Origin of the sequence: Rhizobium sp. S96, assembly GCF_030382195.1 — a bacterium.
GTDB lineage: Bacteria > Pseudomonadota > Alphaproteobacteria > Rhizobiales > Rhizobiaceae > Rhizobium.
In genome coordinates this window covers 43641-60945 of sequence record NZ_JAUDRY010000013.1, presented here as the reverse complement: position 1 = coordinate 60945, position 17305 = coordinate 43641, and the positions used below count along the sequence as shown (strand labels likewise).

Below are 17305 nucleotides of genomic sequence, written 5' to 3'. Positions count from 1 at the left end.
GGTTCTTGCGCCAGACACGGCCCTATTCGCCGCGCGAGTCCAGCCCGCAAGTGGCCTCTGCCTGTGCGGGCTATGGTTTGTTCGCGTACAGCCCGATGACGTCTTTACGCCACAAGCGCCATCGAGAATCTGGCTGCCGGTAGGGCATCCGGGAAATGCCACGCTGGGATCAAGCGCTACGCAGGCGTCGGACGTATGATTGGTTCGAACTCCGGCTTGAAAGCGATGCAGATCCCTGGTTGGCGAGTTTGAAGCCAGCGACCAACGATGAAAGACGAGATGCTTCTTCGGACAGTCGCACGGTCGCCGCTGACGACTCCTCGACCATGGCAGCATTCTGCTGGGTTATCGTGTCCATGTTCCCGACGGCGACGTTGATTTCGCTGATTCCAGTAGCCTGCTCCTGCGAGGATTTGGCGATGTTTTCCATGTGCTCATCGATGGCTCTGACCTGAGTCCCGATGCTTTGGAGCGCTGCCCCCGTCTTGTCGACGAGTGTCACACCGCGCAGCACGTCCTGTGCGGACCGCCCGATGAGGACGTTTATCTCCTTGGCAGCTTTTGCGGATCGTTGAGCAAGTTCGCGCACTTCCTGGGCAACAACTGCGAACCCCTTGCCCTGCTCGCCCGCGCGAGCCGCTTCGACGCCGGCGTTAAGTGCAAGCAGGTTGGTTTGAAAGGCGATGTCATCGATCACTTCGATGATGGCTGTCATCTCCTTCGATGAGCTCTCGATCTCGCTCATGGCCTGAATCGCTTCTTCAACAACACTCCCGGAGGCGAGTGCTTCCGAGGCGGATTGCCTTACGAGGCTCTGGACCTCGCGGGTGCGATCCTGCGCTTGCCTGGAGATCGCGCTAATTTCCTCCAACGCTGCCGCAGTCTCCTCAAGGGCCGTCGCTTGCCTTTCGGTGCGACGAGCCATGTCGTTCGTCGCGGCCGAGATTTCTTGTGATTGCTCGCTCACCATCGCCACGGCCGCATGAATTTCGGAGATTGCTACGCCAACGCTGTGAAGCGAGCTATTGTAGTTGTCCTTCAACGACTGGAAACCCTCGCCTACCGGCTCGACCAATTGCGCGGTTAGATCGCCAGAGGCAAGCAGTTCCAACGCACGGTCCAATGCCGCGACCGCATGGTCCTGCTCGCCCTTGAGCTTCTGCTGCTCACCTTCTGCCTTCACGCGCTGCTCGCTGAGCGCTTCGAGGTAGACCGAAATCGCGTAGTCCATGTCAACCAGTGCGGCCTTCACCACCGCTGAGATATCGTCGCCGAGTTTGCTCCGCTTGGATCGCATCGTGAACCCCGACAGTTCGCTATCAATAACCGAACGTATGATGCTCTCAACGATCAACGCATAGCCGCCAATGTACCACCGGGGTTCAAGTCCTAGACGTGCATGCGTCTTCCCAACCGCTGTAACCGCTTCGACATAGGTCTCGTCGAACTTGGCGGAGGCAATATTCTCCCAGTGGCGAACCTGTCGCTCCTTCGCGTGCTGGATATGAGCCTCGCTTGAAAAGAACTTCGAGGTTTCCGAGTGGACACGAGCCTTCGAATAGAAGACGTTCAATGCGCCGTCTAGTGAACGACCGATCACGGGTCCAAGGGACGCTAGCGATTGCCGCTGCTTTTCATCAAGCCCGACGAATTCGAGGCGTTCATTCAATTTGGCCTGGGAGTTGCGATCGCGCATTTGCCATAGCTTTCTGTTTGCGGAGCCGTGAGGCTCGCATGAATTTCATCATGGTTGTCGGAGATCGGCAGATGGACAGTCTGTATCCAGCCGCCGCTTCTGCGTCCGATGCTAAGAAATGTAGCAGAGCTGTTTTAGGGAGGGCTTAATCTCGTAAAGACTTCGGTAGCCATATCGAGGACCCAAATTGCTCAATCGCGGGAGATGAACAATTTTTGCTCTATTGGTGTGTGTCTACTGGCCGGTTTTCGTCCATTTCTGATCGGGCCCAACCCTGCCCTTTATGGATGGGGTCGAAAACCGATCGACACGTGTCCGTTTTCATCTGTTCGAAAGACAAGGCCGCGGGCTTCGAATGTTGCCCTGACTTGCTGGACACTTTCCGACCTGACCGACGTGTGAGCCGCTTCCATGCGGCGAATAGTCGAAAACGATACACCCGACTGATTTGCAAGCTCCTGAGCGGTCCAATCCAAAAATCCGCGCGCCGCTCGAATCTGGGCTGAACATAAATTCGCTTCGCCCGGTTTGGAAGCGGCCGCAGCGTCAACGACGGAGTAGCCGATCCATTGCTCGATCTCCCTGGAAGACCCGATAAGTGGCATGGCCCTACTCGCCCTGACCACGTACTGTCCGGCGCGAGTTCTAACCCGAAACCTCGACGAATACTCCGTTCGGGTGTTAAGCGCCATTTTCCAGCTATTTCGGAATTGCTCGCGGTCATCCGGATGGATTGCTGCCAGCGCTGACCAGTCGTGTGCCTGCGCCGCGGTTTCGCCCGTAAGCTGCGTCCAATCCGCTGTCTCTATCAGCTTGCCGGTGGATGTCGCCCTCCACACCTTGCCCTTCAATAATTGCGTGAGAATGCCCGCAACCTTGGCATCTGTCTCGATCGATGCCTTCGACTCCTCTTCATCGGTCACGTCAACGATGACGCCAAAGAGAAGTATGGGGGTGCCGTTGCGATCCAGATGAGGTTGGGCTTTGCTGAGAAGCCAACGCAAACTTCCATCGGGCCGGATGACGCGGAACCGACGATTCTGCAGCCGCTTGTCCGACGCGAGTCCAACGGCGTCATCGAATTTTATCTGGTCATCGGGGTGCACGAGCGACTGGTACAGATCCAGTGTCGGAATAACGCTGAAGGGATCGAAGCCGAGGATCCGAAACAGGCCTTGAGACCAAACGACTTCGGACGTTTGCAAACGCCAACTCCAGGTCCCCACGTTAAGCTTTTCCTCCAGGAGTCGGAGTTTTGCGTCTGCACTTTTAAGCAGGCGAGTATAGGGCATGGATAGATTTCCCGTGGTCGCGACGGAGACATCACTCGGCGTCCAAAGACAGCATCGCTGAGATTACTTCGCAACTCAGCGCCCGCTGTTATAGGTTCAGCCAAATCAGAGTGTCCAATATTGTTTGCCTGCTCGCGCCGCTAGCGAAAAATGCGCCAACATCCATTCGAGAAATCACGAATGAAATATTGCCGTTGGCTGTGGCGCGATCCCCAGGAAGGTGTAGTCATTCCTCATCTGCCTAGCTCGAGTCGAGGATCCGCATCGACGAAGCCGCTGGATGATAGAACCGGTTTTGTCGCACACATGTCCTCATATCATCGCGTCTGAACCAGATTGCCCGGCCGCATCTGAGCGGCGGATTGCCTGCGGTGAAAACGATCTGTTCGTCGGCGCGCATCCGCAGTACCTCGTGAGGCTGGATCAGCGGTCTGGCTGCCAGCTGCTTTGATCGTGTTCGCGAAGATCCGCGCGCTTGAAAGCTGCGGCTGACCTGGTCGATTTCGACCGTGGTCATGCCACAGCGCCGGGAGATGTAATCAGCCGTCTCCGGATCGTTGATGGCGGCGAACGAGATCCAGCTCGCGCTCTCGAACCACTTGCTGGACGCATCGCGCCCGCCATAGGTTTCGCGCAGCTGGCCGATCGATTGATAGATCATCGTCAGCGTGATGCCGTACTTGCGGCCGGCGTCGCGCGTCGTCTCCAGGATACGCATGTAGCCAAGCCTTGCGGCCTCGTCGAGCAGGAAGAGCGCGCGGCCCTCGATTGCACCATCTCGGTTATAGATGGCGTTGAGAAACGAACCGATGATGACGCGTGCCAGTCCCGCATGGGTTTCCAGCGTCTTCAGGTCGATGTTGATGAACACGTCGATCTTGCCCGAGGCGATGTCGTCCGTCGAAAATGCCGAACCCGACACGAGTGCCGCATAGTTCTGGTAGGACAGCCAGTGGGTTTCCTTGATTGCGTTGGCATAGACGCCGGAGAAGGTCTCGGCCGTCATGTTGACGAAGGCGGCGACGTTTTCCTTTACGAACCGGGATTGCGAATTGTCGTAGATATCCCGTAGCCGCTCGCGCAGCTTCGGCTCAGGTTCGGCGAGATTGGTGCGCACCTGGCGCAATGTCTGCTGCTCTCGCGCCGTTTGACCCGACAGACAGACATCAGCAATGATCGCGGTCAACAGTTGCTGGCCGGAAGCGCGGAAGAAGTCGTCTCGAATGCCGGAGGCGCGGCCGCTTTCGCTCATGATCCAGGATGCGACGGAGGCGATGTCTTCTTCCCTGGTGCCGCCGAACTTGCCGATCCAGTCAAGCGCGTTGAAGCCGGTTGCCGGTTGGCGCGGATCGAGGATCCGAACCCTGCGGCCAGCGTCTTCGCGATGCTGCGATACCATCGGCGCGACTTCGTTCGATGGGTCGAGGACAACCAGCGTCCCGCCCCATTTGAGTGATGTCGGGATCGTCACCGATGTCGTCTTGAACCCGCCCGAACCAGCGAAGACAATCCCGTGGGACGAGCCGAAGGAACCGTCGAAGCAGAGTAGAGGTGCCTTGCCTCCCTTTCCCCAACTCTCCCTGTCATCAGCCCGAAAGCCGCGAGCAGTTAGCCCATCGAGATCGACCCGGTATTTCTCGCCCACGACGATCCCGCCCGCTTCGGCAAAGAGCTGTCCGGCCTCCTGCAGTTTCATCCAGTTGGCTTCGCCATGGAGTGCGCGCTTGCCGATAATCCGCTTTGGCTCGGATCGCACGAACGCGGCGTTTCCGACCAGTGCGGCTCGCAGTGCGAAGCATCCCGTAGCCAGCACAGCCGTTGCGCCGATCATCGTCGCTGGATCGAGATATGCAGCCACGGACTGGTCATCAGGAACCTTGTCGGCAAGTGCTGCAAGGCGCGATCCTTCCCGGGCGATGGCGACGAGGATCGTGCCAACGCTTCCACCGAGCGCGCCCCATCCCGCGAACCGGATGTGGGTGGATCCGGCAGATGCGAAGAGCCAGACCAGGCTGATGGCGGCAGCGGCGAGATAAGGTGTCGCAATGCCAATCCTGCCGAGCGTCGATCTCAATTCCTCGGTCTTGCCGAAGGTTGCGAACCATTGATCAACTCCGGCCAATCCAATGGCAGCGCCGATCATCAGCAGGGCGACGGCGATGGAAAGAAGTATTCTAGCCACTGTCATTGCCGAAGGTCTCCGCGCCGACTGCTGTCAGCCGTGCCCGCTCGCCGGGATCCTCTCTGAGACGATCAGCGAGCTCAATGAGCGCGCCGAGCAACATCGCCCGCTTTTCGAAGCGGAGCCCAGCCTTAACGATCAAGCCTCCAAGCTCGATCTTCTCGCGCGTGTCCTTCTTGCGAGCGGCAGATGTCGAGGTCCTTGCCATCCGCTCAAGCCTCGTCACTGCTGCGTGCAAGCGCGCCAGGCGGGATCGTCGATATACCCCGGCTGCTTGCGCCGCCCCTTTCATTCCCGCTCGATCGGCCTTTGGCTGCGCGAAACCGGTTCGCCACATCCTCGAACGCGGTCTGGAGCGCGCTCTCGTCGATCTCGATGTCGCCAACACCGGCCTTGAGCGCGATCCGTCCAATCCGCTCGGCGTCGCGTGTTTCCGCGGCCTTGAGCGCGTCTTGCAGTTTCGCGATTTCTTCGCGGATTTTCGAGGATGGCTTTTTCATTCCGTCTGTCTCCCTTTGCTGAAAATCCGATGCTGGGAGCAGAGATTTTCAGCAGGGAGGGCGCAGCGCACTACTGTTAATCCTACAATCGCCAAGGGCGATGCCTTGGTGGATGATCACGGCCGTTCCAAAGGAGCGGCATCCAAGTGCGCAATTATACGTCGCTGATGCGACGCCTTGCTTGGCCCTTGGGCCGAGGCCGCCACGCCCGACGAACCTGTTGGATCTGTTCGATCGAAGGAGTTGCGACGCGCATGGCCGTCCCGCATTTTTCAGTCAGCATCGTCGCCCGCGGCTCCGGCCGCAGCGCCGTGCTGTCGGCTGCCTACAGGCATTGCGCCAAGATGGACTATGAGCGGGAGGCGCGCTCAATCGACTATTCCCGCAAGCCGGGCCTGCTGCACGAGGAGTTCTCCATTCCGGCCGATGCCCCGCAATGGCTGCGGACCATGAGTGCGGATCGCTCCATATCCGGCGCCTCGGAAGCCTTCTGGAACAAGGTCGAGGATTTCGAGAAACGCTCGGATGCGCAGCTTGCCAAGGACGTGACCATCGCTCTGCCGATCGAGCTTTCAGCGGAGCAGAATATCGAACTTGTGCGGGATTTCGTGGCAGGGCACATCACGGCACAGGGCATGGTTGCCGATTGGGTGTTCCACGATGCGCCGGGCAATCCGCACATCCATTTGATGACCACGTTACGGCCGCTGACCGAAGACGGGTTCGGGCCGAAGAGAGTTGCCGTCCTTGGCGCTGATGGCAAGCCGGTCCGCAACGACGCCGGCAAGATCGTCTACGAGCTATGGGCTGGTGGTGCCGAAGATTTCAACACGTTTCGCGATGGCTGGTTTGCCTGCCAGAACCGCCATCTGGCGCTTGCCGGGCTCGACATTCGTATTGATGGCCGTTCCTTCGAAAAGCAGGGCATCGGGCTCACGCCGACGATCCATCTTGGTGTCGGCACGAAAGCGATCGAGCGGAAGGCAGGCCGTGCGGAGGAAAAAGCTGCACTTGAGCGGTTGGAGTTGCAGGAGGCGCTGCGCGCGGAGAATACCCGCAGGATCCAACGCAATCCGGAAATCGTGCTCGCGATGATCACGCGGGAAAAGAGCGTCTTCGACGAGCACGACATAGCGAAGATCCTGCACCGCTATATAGATGATGCCGCTCTCTTCCAAAGCCTGATGGCACGCATCCTGCAGGGCCCTGAGACCCTTCGTCTTGATCGCGAACGTCTTGACTTCGCGACCGGCATGAGGGCGCCAGCAAAGTACACGACACGAGAACTCATCCGGCTCGAAGCCGAGATGGCCAATCGGGCGACCTGGCTCTTCAACCGATCATCGCATGGCGTTCGCCGGCCTGTGCTTGAGGCAACCTTCGCCCGTCATGAACACCTTTCGAACGAGCAGAAGTCCGCGATCGAGCATGTCGTGGGTGATGAGCGCATTGCCGCTGTGATCGGTCTCGCCGGCGCTGGCAAGACAACGATGATGAAGGCGGCGCGCGAGGCGTGGCAAGTGGCTGGCTATCGCGTGGTTGGCGGCGCGCTTGCCGGTAAGGCGGCAGAAGGTCTCGAGAAGGAAGCGGGCATCGCCTCCCGCACGCTTTCATCCTGGCAGCATCGCTGGACCCAGGGCCATGGACAACTCGACGACAGATGCGTCTTCGTTCTCGATGAAGCGGGCATGGTTTCATCTCGTCAGATGGCGCTGTTCGTCGAGGCCGTTACCAGGGCAGGTGCCAAGCTCGTTCTCGTTGGCGACCCGGAGCAGTTGCAGCCCATCGAGGCCGGTGCCGCCTTCCGGGCGATCGCTGATCGCATCGGTTATGTGGAACTCAAGACAATCCACCGGCAGCAGGAGCAGTGGATGCGTGACGCGTCGCTCGATCTGGCGCGCGGCAATGTCGTAAAGGCTGTCGAAGCCTATCAGGCCAGGGACAAGGTGATCAGGACCGAGCTGAAGTCCGACGCGATCTCGAGCCTCATCACCGACTGGAACCGTGACTATGATCCGGCAAAGTCCACCTTGATCCTCGCACATCTGCGCCGCGATGTCCGAATGCTGAACGAGCTGGCACGCATGAAGCTCCTCGAGCGCGGGATTATCGGGGCCGGTTCGACCTTCGAGACGGCCGACGGCAATCGCAATTTCGCCGCCGGCGACCAGATAGTCTTCCTGAAAAATGACGGCTCGATCGGCGCCAAGAACGGCATGTTGGGAAAGGTGGTAGAGGCCTCTCCCGGGCGCCTCATGGCTGTGACTGGCGAGGGCGGACATTGTCGCCGGATCGTGGTCGAGCAGCGGTTCTACAACAATATCGATAATGGTTACGCCACGACCGTGCATAAGAGCCAGGGCACCACGGTCGACCGGGTCAAGGTGCTGGCCTCGCTCTCGCTCGACCGGCACCTGACATACGTGGCGATGACCCGTCATCGTGAGGATCTTGGCGTCTACTACGGAGGCCGATCGTTCGCCAAGGCGGGCGGCCTGGCTGAAATCCTGTCTCGCAAGAATTCCAAGGAAACATCGCTCGATTACGCCGGCGGAAGCATTTACCGGCAGGCACTTCGCTTCGCCGAAGCGCGCGGGCTCCATATCGCCAGCGTTGCAAGGACCGTCGCGCGCGATCGTCTCGAATGGACGATTCGGCAAAAACAGAAGCTCGTCGATCTCGCCGGCCGGCTCACGGCCATAGGCACCAAGCTCGGCTTCGCTTTGTCGACAGGCAAACCAATTCCCACTGCAGCAGAGGAGGTCAAGCCTATGGTGGCTGGTATCACCACCTTCCCGAAATCCATCGATCAGTCTGTCGAAGACAAGCTCGCGGCAGACCCTGCGCTCAAAAGACAATGGGAGGAAGTCTCGATGCGGTTCCATCATGTCTACGCGCAGCCTGAAGCAGCGTTCAAGGCGGCCAATGTCGACGCAATGCTGAGCGATCAGGAAGCAGCGGCGAAGACGATCGCAAGAATGGCCGGGGAGCCTGAAACCTTCGGCGCTCTCAAGGGAAAGACAGGCTTGCTCGCAAGCCGGGCCGACAGATTCGACCGGGATCGCGCGCTCAGGAATGTCAAGCCGCTCGCCGACAGTATCGGCGACTACCTGCGCCAACGCTGCGAGGCCGCACGGCGAAATCATGCTGATGAGCTGGCGGCGCGCAAACAGCTCGCGCTGGAGATCCCTGCTCTCTCGGCCCATGCGAAAAGCATCCTAGAACGCGTTCGCGATGCCATCGATCGAAACGATCTGCCGTCTGGCCTGGAATTCGCACTGGCGGACAGAAACGTGAAGGCCGAACTCGATGGTCTTGCCAAGGTGGTCTCCGAGCGTTTTGGAGAACGGATGTTCTTGTCGCTTGCAGCCAAGGACACGAACGGCGAAACCTTCCAACGGGTTACATCGGGCATGAACGCCACGCAGAGGAGCGAAGTCGAGCGGGCGTGGAACACGATGCGCACCGTGCAGCAACTGCAGGCCCATGAGCGAACCGTGACTGCGCTCAAGGCATCCGATGCAATGCGACTGACGACGGGCCAGGGACTGGCTCTCAAATGACGGTTCCGGTCGAAAAGGGAGGGCGCCTTGGGCACGGTCGCAGGGTCGCACTCTGGCGTCTGGGCGTCTCGGCCATTGCTGCGCTCTTTGGGATCATCGGGCTGGGTGCGACCGGCTTCCGTGTCAACGTCACGCCGAGTGAACCCCTGGGCCTATGGCGGATTGTCGGTGTCGATCGAGTGTTGCAAAATGGCGATCTCGTCTTCGTCTGCCCGCCCGTCACCGATGTCATGCGCGAAGCGCTCATGCGCGGCTACCTTCGCCCCGGGCTTTGCACCGGCGGTTTCGCCCCGCTGATTAAAACGGTGGCTGCGAACTCCGGTCAGCGCATCGAGATCGGCGGTCTGGTCCGCATCGATGGACGACCACTTCCCCACTCAGGGCTCATGCCCAGGGACGGTCAGGGACGGCGGATGGTCGCCTTTGCCGGGGGTGCGGTCCCACCAGGAGAAATCTATCTGCATTCCGACTTCCCCGGGTCGTTCGACTCGCGGTACTTCGGGCCGCTGCCGGTGGAGAGCGTGCTCGGATTGGCGCAGGAGGTTTGGACCTATGCGCCGTGATCATCTTCGCGCGGCGTCACTGATTGCGGCATCGGCGACGGTAGGTTGGATCGGTTGGAGTGGCAACGTCTTGTCTCTTCCCACTGCTGCTCTGTTTCCGGCAGTCTGGTCGCTTTCGAGAACCCGCGGGCACGCCGTGGTGGTTTCGGCTGCATACTTCCTGGCCGCGTCGCGCGGTTTGCCGCAGGGTGTCGCGAACTTCTACTCATCCGATATCTGGCCCGGTCTGCTGCTGTGGTTGATGGCGTCAGCCGGGTTCGTGATCGTCCATTCAGTGCTCTGGACAGCCAGAGCCAAATGGCGAAAACCTCTTCGCTATCTGGTCGCATGTGTCGTCATCGCCCTCCCTCCCTTCGGGATCACGGGATGGGCGCATCCGGTCACGGCGGCCGGGGTCTTGTTTCCGGCTTGGGGGTGGTGGGGGCTGTTGGCGATGACAACCGGGCTGGTGCTCATGACGACGCGCCATTCGCCGCTTGTCGCCATTGTGATGACAGGCTTCTGGCTCTGGTCCGCCGCCGAGTGGGCGGAACCGATCCTGCCTGCATCGTGGCAGGGCGTCGATTTGGACATGGGTTCCTCTCTGGGCCGCGACGCGAGCCTGGAGCGACAAGAGGCGCTCATCCAGCTCGTCGCGCGCCAGGCGCCTGGAGCGATTGTCGTCCTTCCGGAAAGCGCACTCGGTTTCTGGACGCCGACGCTCGCTCGACTTTGGCAGGCAAGGCTAGCCGGGACCCGCACCACTGTCATCGCTGGCGCGGCGATCATCGAAAAGGGCGGATACGACAATGTCCTGGTGAGCATCTCGCCGGATGGCAGCGACATCGTTTATCGAGAGCGAATGCCCGTCCCCGGATCGATGTGGCAACCGTGGAGCAGCCGGATGTCAGACGGTGGTAGTGCGCGAGCGCATGTCTTCGCAAATCCGGTCGTCAGGATCGCCGACACCAGTATTGCGCCGTTGATTTGCTACGAGCAACTCATCGTCTGGCCCATTCTCCAATCAATGCTTCATGATCCCGACGTCGTCATCGCGGTCGGCAACGGCTGGTGGACCGCCGGCACCTCGATTGTCGATATCCAGCGCGCAAGTACCCTGGCCTGGGCTCGCCTCTTTGACAAACCCCTCGTTACTTCCTTCAACAGCTGACGGGATAGACACAATGCTTGATGCAGGCCTTATCGAAAAATGCGCCGATCCGTCCCTGACGCCGGCGATCGTCGAGCAGTTCGTCGCGGCAGCGGGGTCCGACGATCCGCTTGCAGTCACCATTAAATCCGGCGGCCGGCTTGTACTCGTCCCGAAACCGACGACGCCCGAAGAGGCGCTCGAGATCATCAAGCAGCATGTCGGGAAGGCCAGCGTGCGCATCGGCCTAACACAGTTTCCGGCAGGCATCGGGATTACCGACATCAATCAGCTGGATGGCGGTGTGGTGGATGCCTGTGAGAACTTGAAGCGGGGTACAACCATGTTCGCAAAAATCGCCCGCATCGTGACGAAATGGTATGGCAGTCCAACGAACCCGGAAGTGGTCCCTCACCTGTTTGAGGATGCTGTTCATGCCTGGAAGACAGGGGAATTCGACGGTGCCAAGGTATTTTATGCGGATGACCCGGGAGGTGCCACGTTCCTGCGCGCAAATGCTGTCCCAACAGCTCGCCAGAATGATGGAGGCACGCAGCCGAACTCCTGGGGCCGCGTGGAGGACAACGGCCGTCCAGCGGTCGCTCGGGGCGTTGCTGAGCCTTCGGAAATACGCATCGATCTTTCGAGGATCGGCGGCGGCGAGTGATAATGCTGCATCTGTGAACAAAGGATGGGGCGAAGCGACCCGAAGGATATCAAGTGGAGGTGGGACCTAAGTCTGACTGGCAAAGCTTAGCGGCGTTCTTACTTTAGAAGGACGCAACATACGAGGTTCCTTTGAGGGGAGGAGCGGAAGGAGTGACAATGAAATTCGGCTCTGACAGCTTCAGCCACGAGGAGTGCTGTTCACAAGGCCACGGTTCCGCATCGACGATCGCGACGATCCAGTCCGCGCTGTCGGCTGATCCAGACATCGACAGCAGCGCCATTACGGTCCGCATGCTTGGTCCGATAGCTTTGCTCGAAGGTTACATCACAGACCTATGTGACCGTGACAAGTCGATTGCGATAGCCGCATCGATTGTCGGGTTCGAGAACGTCCAGGACCGGATGTTGAGCCGCTTTCCGACCCAATAGGCGGGATAGGGCCATGGTCCAGCAGACCCCGGACTGAAGTCCGGGGTCTGGAACCCACCCCTCCCTTGGCTGTTTGATTCCGCAGCGGAACAGACCGCTATCAAGGAGGAAAGCAAAATGAATATCAAAACAGTAGGAATGGTAGTCGCGAGCCTGATGGTGTCGACTTCCGCCTTTGCGCAGTCGTCGACGGTGACGGGAGCGGTTGGAGGTGCCGCAACTGGGGCGATTGTCGGCGGGCCCGTTGGAGCGGCTGTAGGGGGCATTGTAGGCGGCGTCGCCGGCACAGTGCTTGATCCGCCCCCGCAAAAACTCGTCACCTACGTTCAACAAGCTCCCGCTCCTACGGACCGTGTTGTCGTCAAGGAGAAGGTAGTCGTCGGGCAGCCGCTTCCAACGACGGTGATAGTGACGCCCGTGCCGGACGATCCGAAGTATGCCTATGCAATCGTCAACGACGAACGTGTCATCGTCGAGCCTTCGTCTCGGAAGGTCATTCAAGTCATTCAGTGACTTCCAGGCCCTTGCCTGACCGACAGGCGGCGCGAGCCGCCCCTTTCCAAAGATCATGGGGATGCAGGCACCGCAGCGAATTGCGGGTTACATGTCGTGCGTCCCTACAAACCGGAGATTAGCCATGCGAAAAAGCCATCTCACAATGATCCTGGCAGCGCTGTCACTCAGCGTGTCGCCACTTGCAACGCTGCCGGCAGCAGCTCAGAGCAGCAAGACGCAGTCACAAATGGAAATGCAATCGGGTTCCGGTGGGCAGGCGGATGCCCAGTCAAGCTCGCAGACCGTCCAGTCCCAGTCCGGATCCAGTGCATCTGGCACCGACTGTACGCCGGATGCTTCCGGTGCATGTCGGCAGGGTAAGCCACAATCTGCCGAACCGAAGGGTGGTGGAGGCGCCGGTATGCAGAAGAACGCCAAACAGCCATCCAGTGACAATTCGTCGACCGGCGGAACCGGCTCCGAGAAGTCTTCGGCAGAGGCGAAGCCGAATGGCGGCTCGCAAGACGGCGGTTCCACGACCGAGCAGAAGTCCAATGCCAAAACGGGAGCGCCCGATAACGATGGCTCGGTCGCCACGGGGTCGAAAAGCGGCACGCAGGATTCCAAGTCCGGCAACACCATCACGCAGAACAATGGATCGCAGAAGCAATCGAGCGATCAGGGCTCCGCGACAACCAACACCAAGACCAACGTCAACGTGACTGTCGAGCAGAGGACCGAAATTCGTCAGGTGGTGAAAGAGGTTCATGTAGAGCCGGTGAAGGAGGTCGACTTCACCGTCTCCGTCGGGACCAGGATTCCCAAACGGGTTCACCTTGTCCGGCTGCCGCCGCGGATCGTGAAGATCGTCCCCGCGTATGAAGGCTACCGGTTCTTCATCCTTGCGGATGGCAGGATCGTTATCGTCGATCCCCATGTTCTTACCATTGTCTACATCATCGAAGCGTGACGGGAACATCCGGCGGTGCCTTGTTGCACCGTCGGGTGCCCCCTTTGGAGTATTTCATGATTTATAACGAAGGAAAACCTTCTGGAATCGGTTTTGTGTCGATCGCCATTCTGATCGCGATCGCTGCTAGAGCGGGATTGTTTTAGGCGGAGTCGGGAAGTGGATTCCCTTTCTGGTGCAAATCAGATTCACCATTCTGGCCGGTGAAGGAGGCCGGCCTGGATGGCGAGACCTTTTTCAGATGATCTTCGTGAGCGAGTTGTTTGCGCGGTGACGCGCGAAGGGCTGTCGTGCCGCGCCGCGGCAAAGCGTTTCGGCATTGGCGTCAGCACGGCGATCGACTGGGTGCGGCGGTTGCGCGAGACAGGCAGCCCAGCCTCCGGCCAGATGGGCGGGCACAAACGACGGACGATTTGCGGGGAACAGCGGGTCTGGCTGATCGAGCGCTGCCGCGCGCAGGCTTTCACCTTGCGTGGGCTGGTTGCAGAACTGGCGGAGCGAGGCCTAAAAGTCGACTACAGCGCCGTCCGGACCTTCGTGCATGAGGAGGGGCTGAGTTATAAAAAAAGACGTTGGTCGCCAGCGAACGCGAGCGGCCCGATGTCGTCGCGCGACGAACGCGCTGGCTGAAGCATCGCCATCGCATCGATCCTGCCCGTCTCGTCTTCATCGACGAAACCTGGACGAAGACGAATATGGCCCCGCTCAGAGGCTGGGCACCGCGCGGCGAACGACTGCTCGGTCGGGCCCCCTTCGGTCACTGGAACACCATGACCTTTGTCGCCGCCTTGCGCGTCGACCGTGTCAGCGCCCCATGGATCATCGACGGCCCGATCAATGGGGAAAGCTTCCTGATCTATGTCGAAAAGGTGCTGGTGCCCGAGCTCAGGCCCGGCGACATCGTGGTGATGGACAATCTCGGCTCACACAAAGCTGGAGCGATCCGGGCAGCCATCCGCAAAGCCGGCGCCCGACTGTTCTTCCTGCCGCAGTATTCTCCCGATCTCAATCCCATCGAAATGCTCTTCGCCAAGATCAAGCACAGGCTCCGCCAGGCGCAGGCCAGAACCAGAAACGCCGTCTCCGACGCACTCGCAATCATCCTCCAAACAGTCACCCCGCAGGAGTGTCAAAACTACTTCAGCGAGGCTGGATATGAACGGACTTAAAACAATCCCGCTCTATTGTCTGCAGTCTGATATTTACGACTGGTCACGCGACATCCACGCGAGTCTGGGTCCCCCAAAATTTGGCAAGCTCTTGATGGCGAGTCGCAATCTCGCGACCACACTGGCGGGGGCGATCGAAACCGGACGCCAAGCGTGACATGTGCTGCCGCGCCAACCGTACGTTACGGAAGGGAGACGACTTTCCAAAATCCGTATTCACAACAGCGAGTTGGCATCAGCAGGGAAGATGCTAGATAGCCAGCTTCCGCACGGTCTCTATGAGGTGGCCCGAATTTGTCGGCTTCCCAGGTTGATCGCGTCGCAGAGGACTGGATTTGACGCCAGTTCATGGCCGGAAAATGCAGTCGTAAGCACGAACGGGACGTTCAATCGTTGTAGTTCCAGAGCGACGGCGGTCGTCGGGAAATCGTGCTTCACTTCAAAGGCCGATGACTGCGGCTGCTCGCGGTATGACGAAAGATATGAGCTGTCGTAGCTCGGGAATATCCCATTGCCCGTTTCCAAGCCCGAAGAAATTCTGTGAGAGGATGTCCTCCCGATCGACTTCGAAGGCGTTGATGAACGCGTTGTTCGCTGTGGTGACGCAATAGTGCTGATCTAGGACGACAACCGGCTGGGTCATGGTGTCCACCACACTCTGAGCTTGCACAGGCCCAGTTTTCATCAGGCGATACAAATCTTCCAGCAGCATCGGCGCCACCCCGGTCCCACCACTCGCCAAAATAGGGCGGCCGAACAGAAGCCGCCCTGCCGAGATCCCGTATCAAGGATAGTCGCGATCAAAATAGGCCGCTTCACAAGCTTGGCAATGTCTTGCTCCGACGCGCAGCTGCCACTCGTGGCGGGAGCATGACGCGGCAGCGAAAGCAGAAAACCGAAGGCGCGCTGCGTATCAAGCAAAGCTGACGCAATCACTGAAGAAGAAAGAGAAGTCCAAACGGACTGAACAGAACGCCGACGAACTCATGACCGGGTTGAGCGGATGGGAAGAGTTCGGTAGCGACGGTCTCCTGCGCTGAAATGCCGTGGCGGTCGGTAGCGCTCCCAGTGGGCCTCGGTCAAAGCTGCCGACCCTGTTCCTCCGCTTGCATCCGCGCCACCCGGAGGCGTTCCGTCTTCGCCGCACGATGTCGCCGCTCTGCGTCAGTCACTTCTCTTGCCGTTTGACTGGTGCGCTCGAAATCAAGTTCCCTCTTGGCGGCATTACGTGAATCCCTTGCCGGGACATTGTCGTTCATCATATGAAATTCCTCCCTCCCTTAAAACGCGCGAGAGGACGGATGGATGCGGTACGATAGCGTACAGGCGTCCGGCGCAAGGTCTGCGCGAGTACTCAGATCCCATGTAATGGTGACGCGGGGCAGTTCATTTGAAACGCTTCAGCCTACAACAACTATGAAACATTCTCCCAGCGCTGCGGGCTTGTTCGTGGCCTGCGTCAACCATCGCGAAATCGTTCGAGCATTGCCCTTAGCTGCGAGTTTTGCTGACGAAGGTGGTTTGCCAAAAGCCATTTTAGACGTCGATTTTCTTCTTCAAGAATGAAGAGATCGTTTTGATCGCTGCTTTGCGACGGATGGTCGTCTCGAGATGATCCGCTCTCGGCGCGCCTCTGGTTCCTGGGGGTTTTCTTGCGCAGGATCGCTCCCTCGGAGTGCTGGCGGCCAACGGTTTGTTGCGCATTTGAGGGAGGCACCCGTTCGGCCTTTTCAGTTGGACCGATGGTCGCGGCAGATAGCTCTTCAGTCGTCGCACCGGTCGCAATCTCCAGCGACTGTTTTTCCTTGACGCTAATTATCTCTGGCCCATCAATGGGCGTAAACAGATGTGGCGCATCAGCCGCCGCCTCCTTCAGCATCGCCTTGAAATCAGTTGTTCCCCAAACCGCATTCTGTGTGGCGTTCGTGCGCCGGCGACCGGACTTGATCTCGACGACGAATGGTCGAACTGGTTTCTTCATAAAAACGGATCTCTACGGCTACGAGTTTGACTCACGATTGGTTGAAGCGATCGAGCATCGCTCTAAGCTCGGCATTCTGTTTATGCAGCTTCTGGGACAACTGGCGCCGCAAGTCCATGATTTCTTGGTCCAGCTCCGCCATTTCCTGGACGAAGCTCCGGTTTCTTGTTGGCGTTTGCGGCTGTTCACCCTCACTGATTGGAACAGCGCCTTTGACGGTTTCTCGCGATCTGAGGGTCTTCGCCTTGTGGCCTTGCCGAATGCGTGCTCGTTGCGCTGGCTGTGCCGCTGCGCGATCGGTGGTCGGCAGCTTGCTCACGGCCCATTGCTCCGCAGCTTGCCCTGTCACGATCTGCTCAGACGGCGGGATCGCTTTCCGACCAGAATCCTCGCGAACGCCGCCATGCGCCATCTCCCCGGCGGGGGGACTGACGCGGTCTATGCGACCAGGCTCGGGGATATCGTCGGACGCTTTCGCCGCGTGGACCGCGTCAGCTGGAACAGGTTCCCGATCGGCCGTGCCGTCATCCGCGTTATCCTCCCGAAGGTCGTCGGCCCTCTTTTTGCGGGACGTCAACTCAGCAAGGAATTTCCAGGGTGACTTCATAGCGCTCTTACCTCCGGCAAGCGTCACCGAATGTGGGGACGCGGTGTCTCGGGGCTCGCG

At 59.4% G+C, this 17305-nt stretch carries 17 protein-coding genes; 9 read left to right on the top strand and 8 right to left on the bottom strand.

What is annotated here, in order from left to right; translation table 11 throughout:
* Positions 1–169: 169 nt before the first annotated feature.
* The 5 genes from QTL94_RS16385 to traC all read right to left on the bottom strand — a co-directional run bounded on the left by QTL94_RS16385 (position 170) and on the right by traC (position 5670).
* Positions 170–1696: a globin-coupled sensor protein gene (locus QTL94_RS16385; protein WP_065690346.1), complete on the bottom strand. Its 1527-nt coding sequence runs from the start codon at positions 1694–1696 to the stop codon at positions 170–172.
* A gap of 281 nt (positions 1697–1977) precedes the next feature.
* A complete protein-coding gene (locus QTL94_RS16380) occupies positions 1978–2988 on the bottom strand; it encodes a PAS domain-containing protein (RefSeq protein ID WP_065690345.1) in 1011 nt (336 codons plus the stop codon).
* Positions 2989–3229: 241 nt separating this feature from the next.
* Positions 3230–5176, bottom strand: a complete 1947-nt coding sequence (gene traG, locus QTL94_RS16375) for a Ti-type conjugative transfer system protein TraG (RefSeq protein WP_065690344.1) — start codon at positions 5174–5176, stop codon at positions 3230–3232.
* Positions 5163–5378, bottom strand: coding sequence for a type IV conjugative transfer system coupling protein TraD (traD, locus tag QTL94_RS16370; protein WP_065690343.1), 216 nt, complete (start codon positions 5376–5378; stop codon positions 5163–5165). Before traD ends, traG begins: the two co-directional genes overlap by 14 nt.
* Before the next feature lie 4 nt (positions 5379–5382).
* Positions 5383–5670, bottom strand: coding sequence for a conjugal transfer protein TraC (gene traC / locus QTL94_RS16365; RefSeq protein ID WP_065690342.1), 288 nt, complete (start codon positions 5668–5670; stop codon positions 5383–5385).
* A gap of 254 nt (positions 5671–5924) precedes the next feature.
* Between traC and traA the strand changes: the two genes are divergently transcribed.
* The 8 genes from traA to QTL94_RS16325 all read left to right on the top strand — a co-directional run bounded on the left by traA (position 5925) and on the right by QTL94_RS16325 (position 14657).
* Positions 5925–9233 carry a Ti-type conjugative transfer relaxase TraA gene (traA, locus tag QTL94_RS16360; RefSeq protein ID WP_065690341.1) on the top strand — a complete coding sequence of 1103 codons (3309 nt, stop codon included), beginning with the start codon at positions 5925–5927 and terminating at the stop codon, positions 9231–9233.
* On the top strand, positions 9230–9796 hold the full coding sequence (gene traF, locus QTL94_RS16355) for a conjugative transfer signal peptidase TraF (protein WP_065690340.1): 567 nt from the start codon (positions 9230–9232) through the stop codon (positions 9794–9796). Before traA ends, traF begins: the two co-directional genes overlap by 4 nt.
* Complete coding sequence (locus tag QTL94_RS16350) at positions 9786–10946, top strand: conjugal transfer protein TraB (RefSeq protein ID WP_065690339.1); 1161 nt, start codon at positions 9786–9788, stop codon at positions 10944–10946. Before traF ends, QTL94_RS16350 begins: the two co-directional genes overlap by 11 nt.
* 13 nt (positions 10947–10959) lie before the next feature.
* Positions 10960–11592, top strand: a complete 633-nt coding sequence (locus tag QTL94_RS16345) for a TraH family protein (protein WP_065690338.1) — start codon at positions 10960–10962, stop codon at positions 11590–11592.
* A gap of 158 nt (positions 11593–11750) precedes the next feature.
* A complete protein-coding gene (locus QTL94_RS16340) occupies positions 11751–12023 on the top strand; it encodes a BON domain-containing protein (RefSeq protein WP_065690337.1) in 273 nt (90 codons plus the stop codon).
* A 117-nt stretch (positions 12024–12140) separates the two neighbouring features.
* Positions 12141–12536 carry a DUF1236 domain-containing protein gene (locus tag QTL94_RS16335; protein WP_065690336.1) on the top strand — a complete coding sequence of 132 codons (396 nt, stop codon included), beginning with the start codon at positions 12141–12143 and terminating at the stop codon, positions 12534–12536.
* Positions 12537–12660: 124 nt separating this feature from the next.
* Positions 12661–13488: a DUF1236 domain-containing protein gene (locus tag QTL94_RS16330; RefSeq protein WP_065690335.1), complete on the top strand. Its 828-nt coding sequence runs from the start codon at positions 12661–12663 to the stop codon at positions 13486–13488.
* A gap of 222 nt (positions 13489–13710) precedes the next feature.
* A protein-coding gene (locus QTL94_RS16325) for an IS630 family transposase (protein WP_289802555.1) occupies positions 13711–14657 on the top strand; the annotation gives its coding sequence in 2 pieces (ribosomal slippage) (positions 13711–14049 and positions 14052–14657; 945 coding nt in all).
* Between the two features lie 439 nt (positions 14658–15096).
* Here QTL94_RS16325 and QTL94_RS16320 read toward each other — a convergent pair.
* The 3 genes from QTL94_RS16320 to QTL94_RS16305 all read right to left on the bottom strand — a co-directional run bounded on the left by QTL94_RS16320 (position 15097) and on the right by QTL94_RS16305 (position 16638).
* Positions 15097–15369: a PAS domain-containing protein gene (locus QTL94_RS16320; RefSeq protein WP_244499430.1), complete on the bottom strand. Its 273-nt coding sequence runs from the start codon at positions 15367–15369 to the stop codon at positions 15097–15099.
* Positions 15370–15736: 367 nt separating this feature from the next.
* Entirely contained in the window at positions 15737–15919 is a 183-nt protein-coding gene (locus QTL94_RS16310) for a hypothetical protein (protein ID WP_244499429.1), read from the bottom strand.
* Positions 15920–16116: 197 nt separating this feature from the next.
* A complete protein-coding gene (locus QTL94_RS16305; RefSeq protein ID WP_065690334.1) occupies positions 16117–16638 on the bottom strand; it encodes a hypothetical protein in 522 nt (173 codons plus the stop codon).
* On the opposite strand from QTL94_RS16305, the gene QTL94_RS16300 reads away from it, so the two are divergent.
* Complete coding sequence (locus tag QTL94_RS16300) at positions 16601–17239, top strand: hypothetical protein (RefSeq protein ID WP_141683909.1); 639 nt, start codon at positions 16601–16603, stop codon at positions 17237–17239. The two genes, QTL94_RS16305 and QTL94_RS16300, sit on opposite strands and share 38 nt — an antisense overlap.
* The last annotated feature ends 66 nt before the right edge of the window (positions 17240–17305 follow it).

Coding starts and splice junctions, on each gene's coding strand:
- QTL94_RS16330 (WP_065690335.1), top strand. CDS start 12,661: ATGCGAAAAAGCCATCTCACAATGATCCTGGCAGCGCTGTCACTCAGC.
- traA (WP_065690341.1), top strand. CDS start 5,925: ATGGCCGTCCCGCATTTTTCAGTCAGCATCGTCGCCCGCGGCTCCGGC.
- QTL94_RS16340 (WP_065690337.1), top strand. CDS start 11,751: ATGAAATTCGGCTCTGACAGCTTCAGCCACGAGGAGTGCTGTTCACAA.
- QTL94_RS16310 (WP_244499429.1), bottom strand. CDS start 15,919: ATGATGAACGACAATGTCCCGGCAAGGGATTCACGTAATGCCGCCAAG.
- traC (WP_065690342.1), bottom strand. CDS start 5,670: ATGAAAAAGCCATCCTCGAAAATCCGCGAAGAAATCGCGAAACTGCAA.
- traD (WP_065690343.1), bottom strand. CDS start 5,378: ATGGCAAGGACCTCGACATCTGCCGCTCGCAAGAAGGACACGCGCGAG.
- QTL94_RS16305 (WP_065690334.1), bottom strand. CDS start 16,638: ATGAAGAAACCAGTTCGACCATTCGTCGTCGAGATCAAGTCCGGTCGC.
- traG (WP_065690344.1), bottom strand. CDS start 5,176: ATGACAGTGGCTAGAATACTTCTTTCCATCGCCGTCGCCCTGCTGATG.
- traF (WP_065690340.1), top strand. CDS start 9,230: ATGACGGTTCCGGTCGAAAAGGGAGGGCGCCTTGGGCACGGTCGCAGG.
- QTL94_RS16350 (WP_065690339.1), top strand. CDS start 9,786: ATGCGCCGTGATCATCTTCGCGCGGCGTCACTGATTGCGGCATCGGCG.
- QTL94_RS16345 (WP_065690338.1), top strand. CDS start 10,960: ATGCTTGATGCAGGCCTTATCGAAAAATGCGCCGATCCGTCCCTGACG.
- QTL94_RS16335 (WP_065690336.1), top strand. CDS start 12,141: ATGAATATCAAAACAGTAGGAATGGTAGTCGCGAGCCTGATGGTGTCG.
- QTL94_RS16385 (WP_065690346.1), bottom strand. CDS start 1,696: ATGCGCGATCGCAACTCCCAGGCCAAATTGAATGAACGCCTCGAATTC.
- QTL94_RS16320 (WP_244499430.1), bottom strand. CDS start 15,369: ATGCTGCTGGAAGATTTGTATCGCCTGATGAAAACTGGGCCTGTGCAA.
- QTL94_RS16380 (WP_065690345.1), bottom strand. CDS start 2,988: ATGCCCTATACTCGCCTGCTTAAAAGTGCAGACGCAAAACTCCGACTC.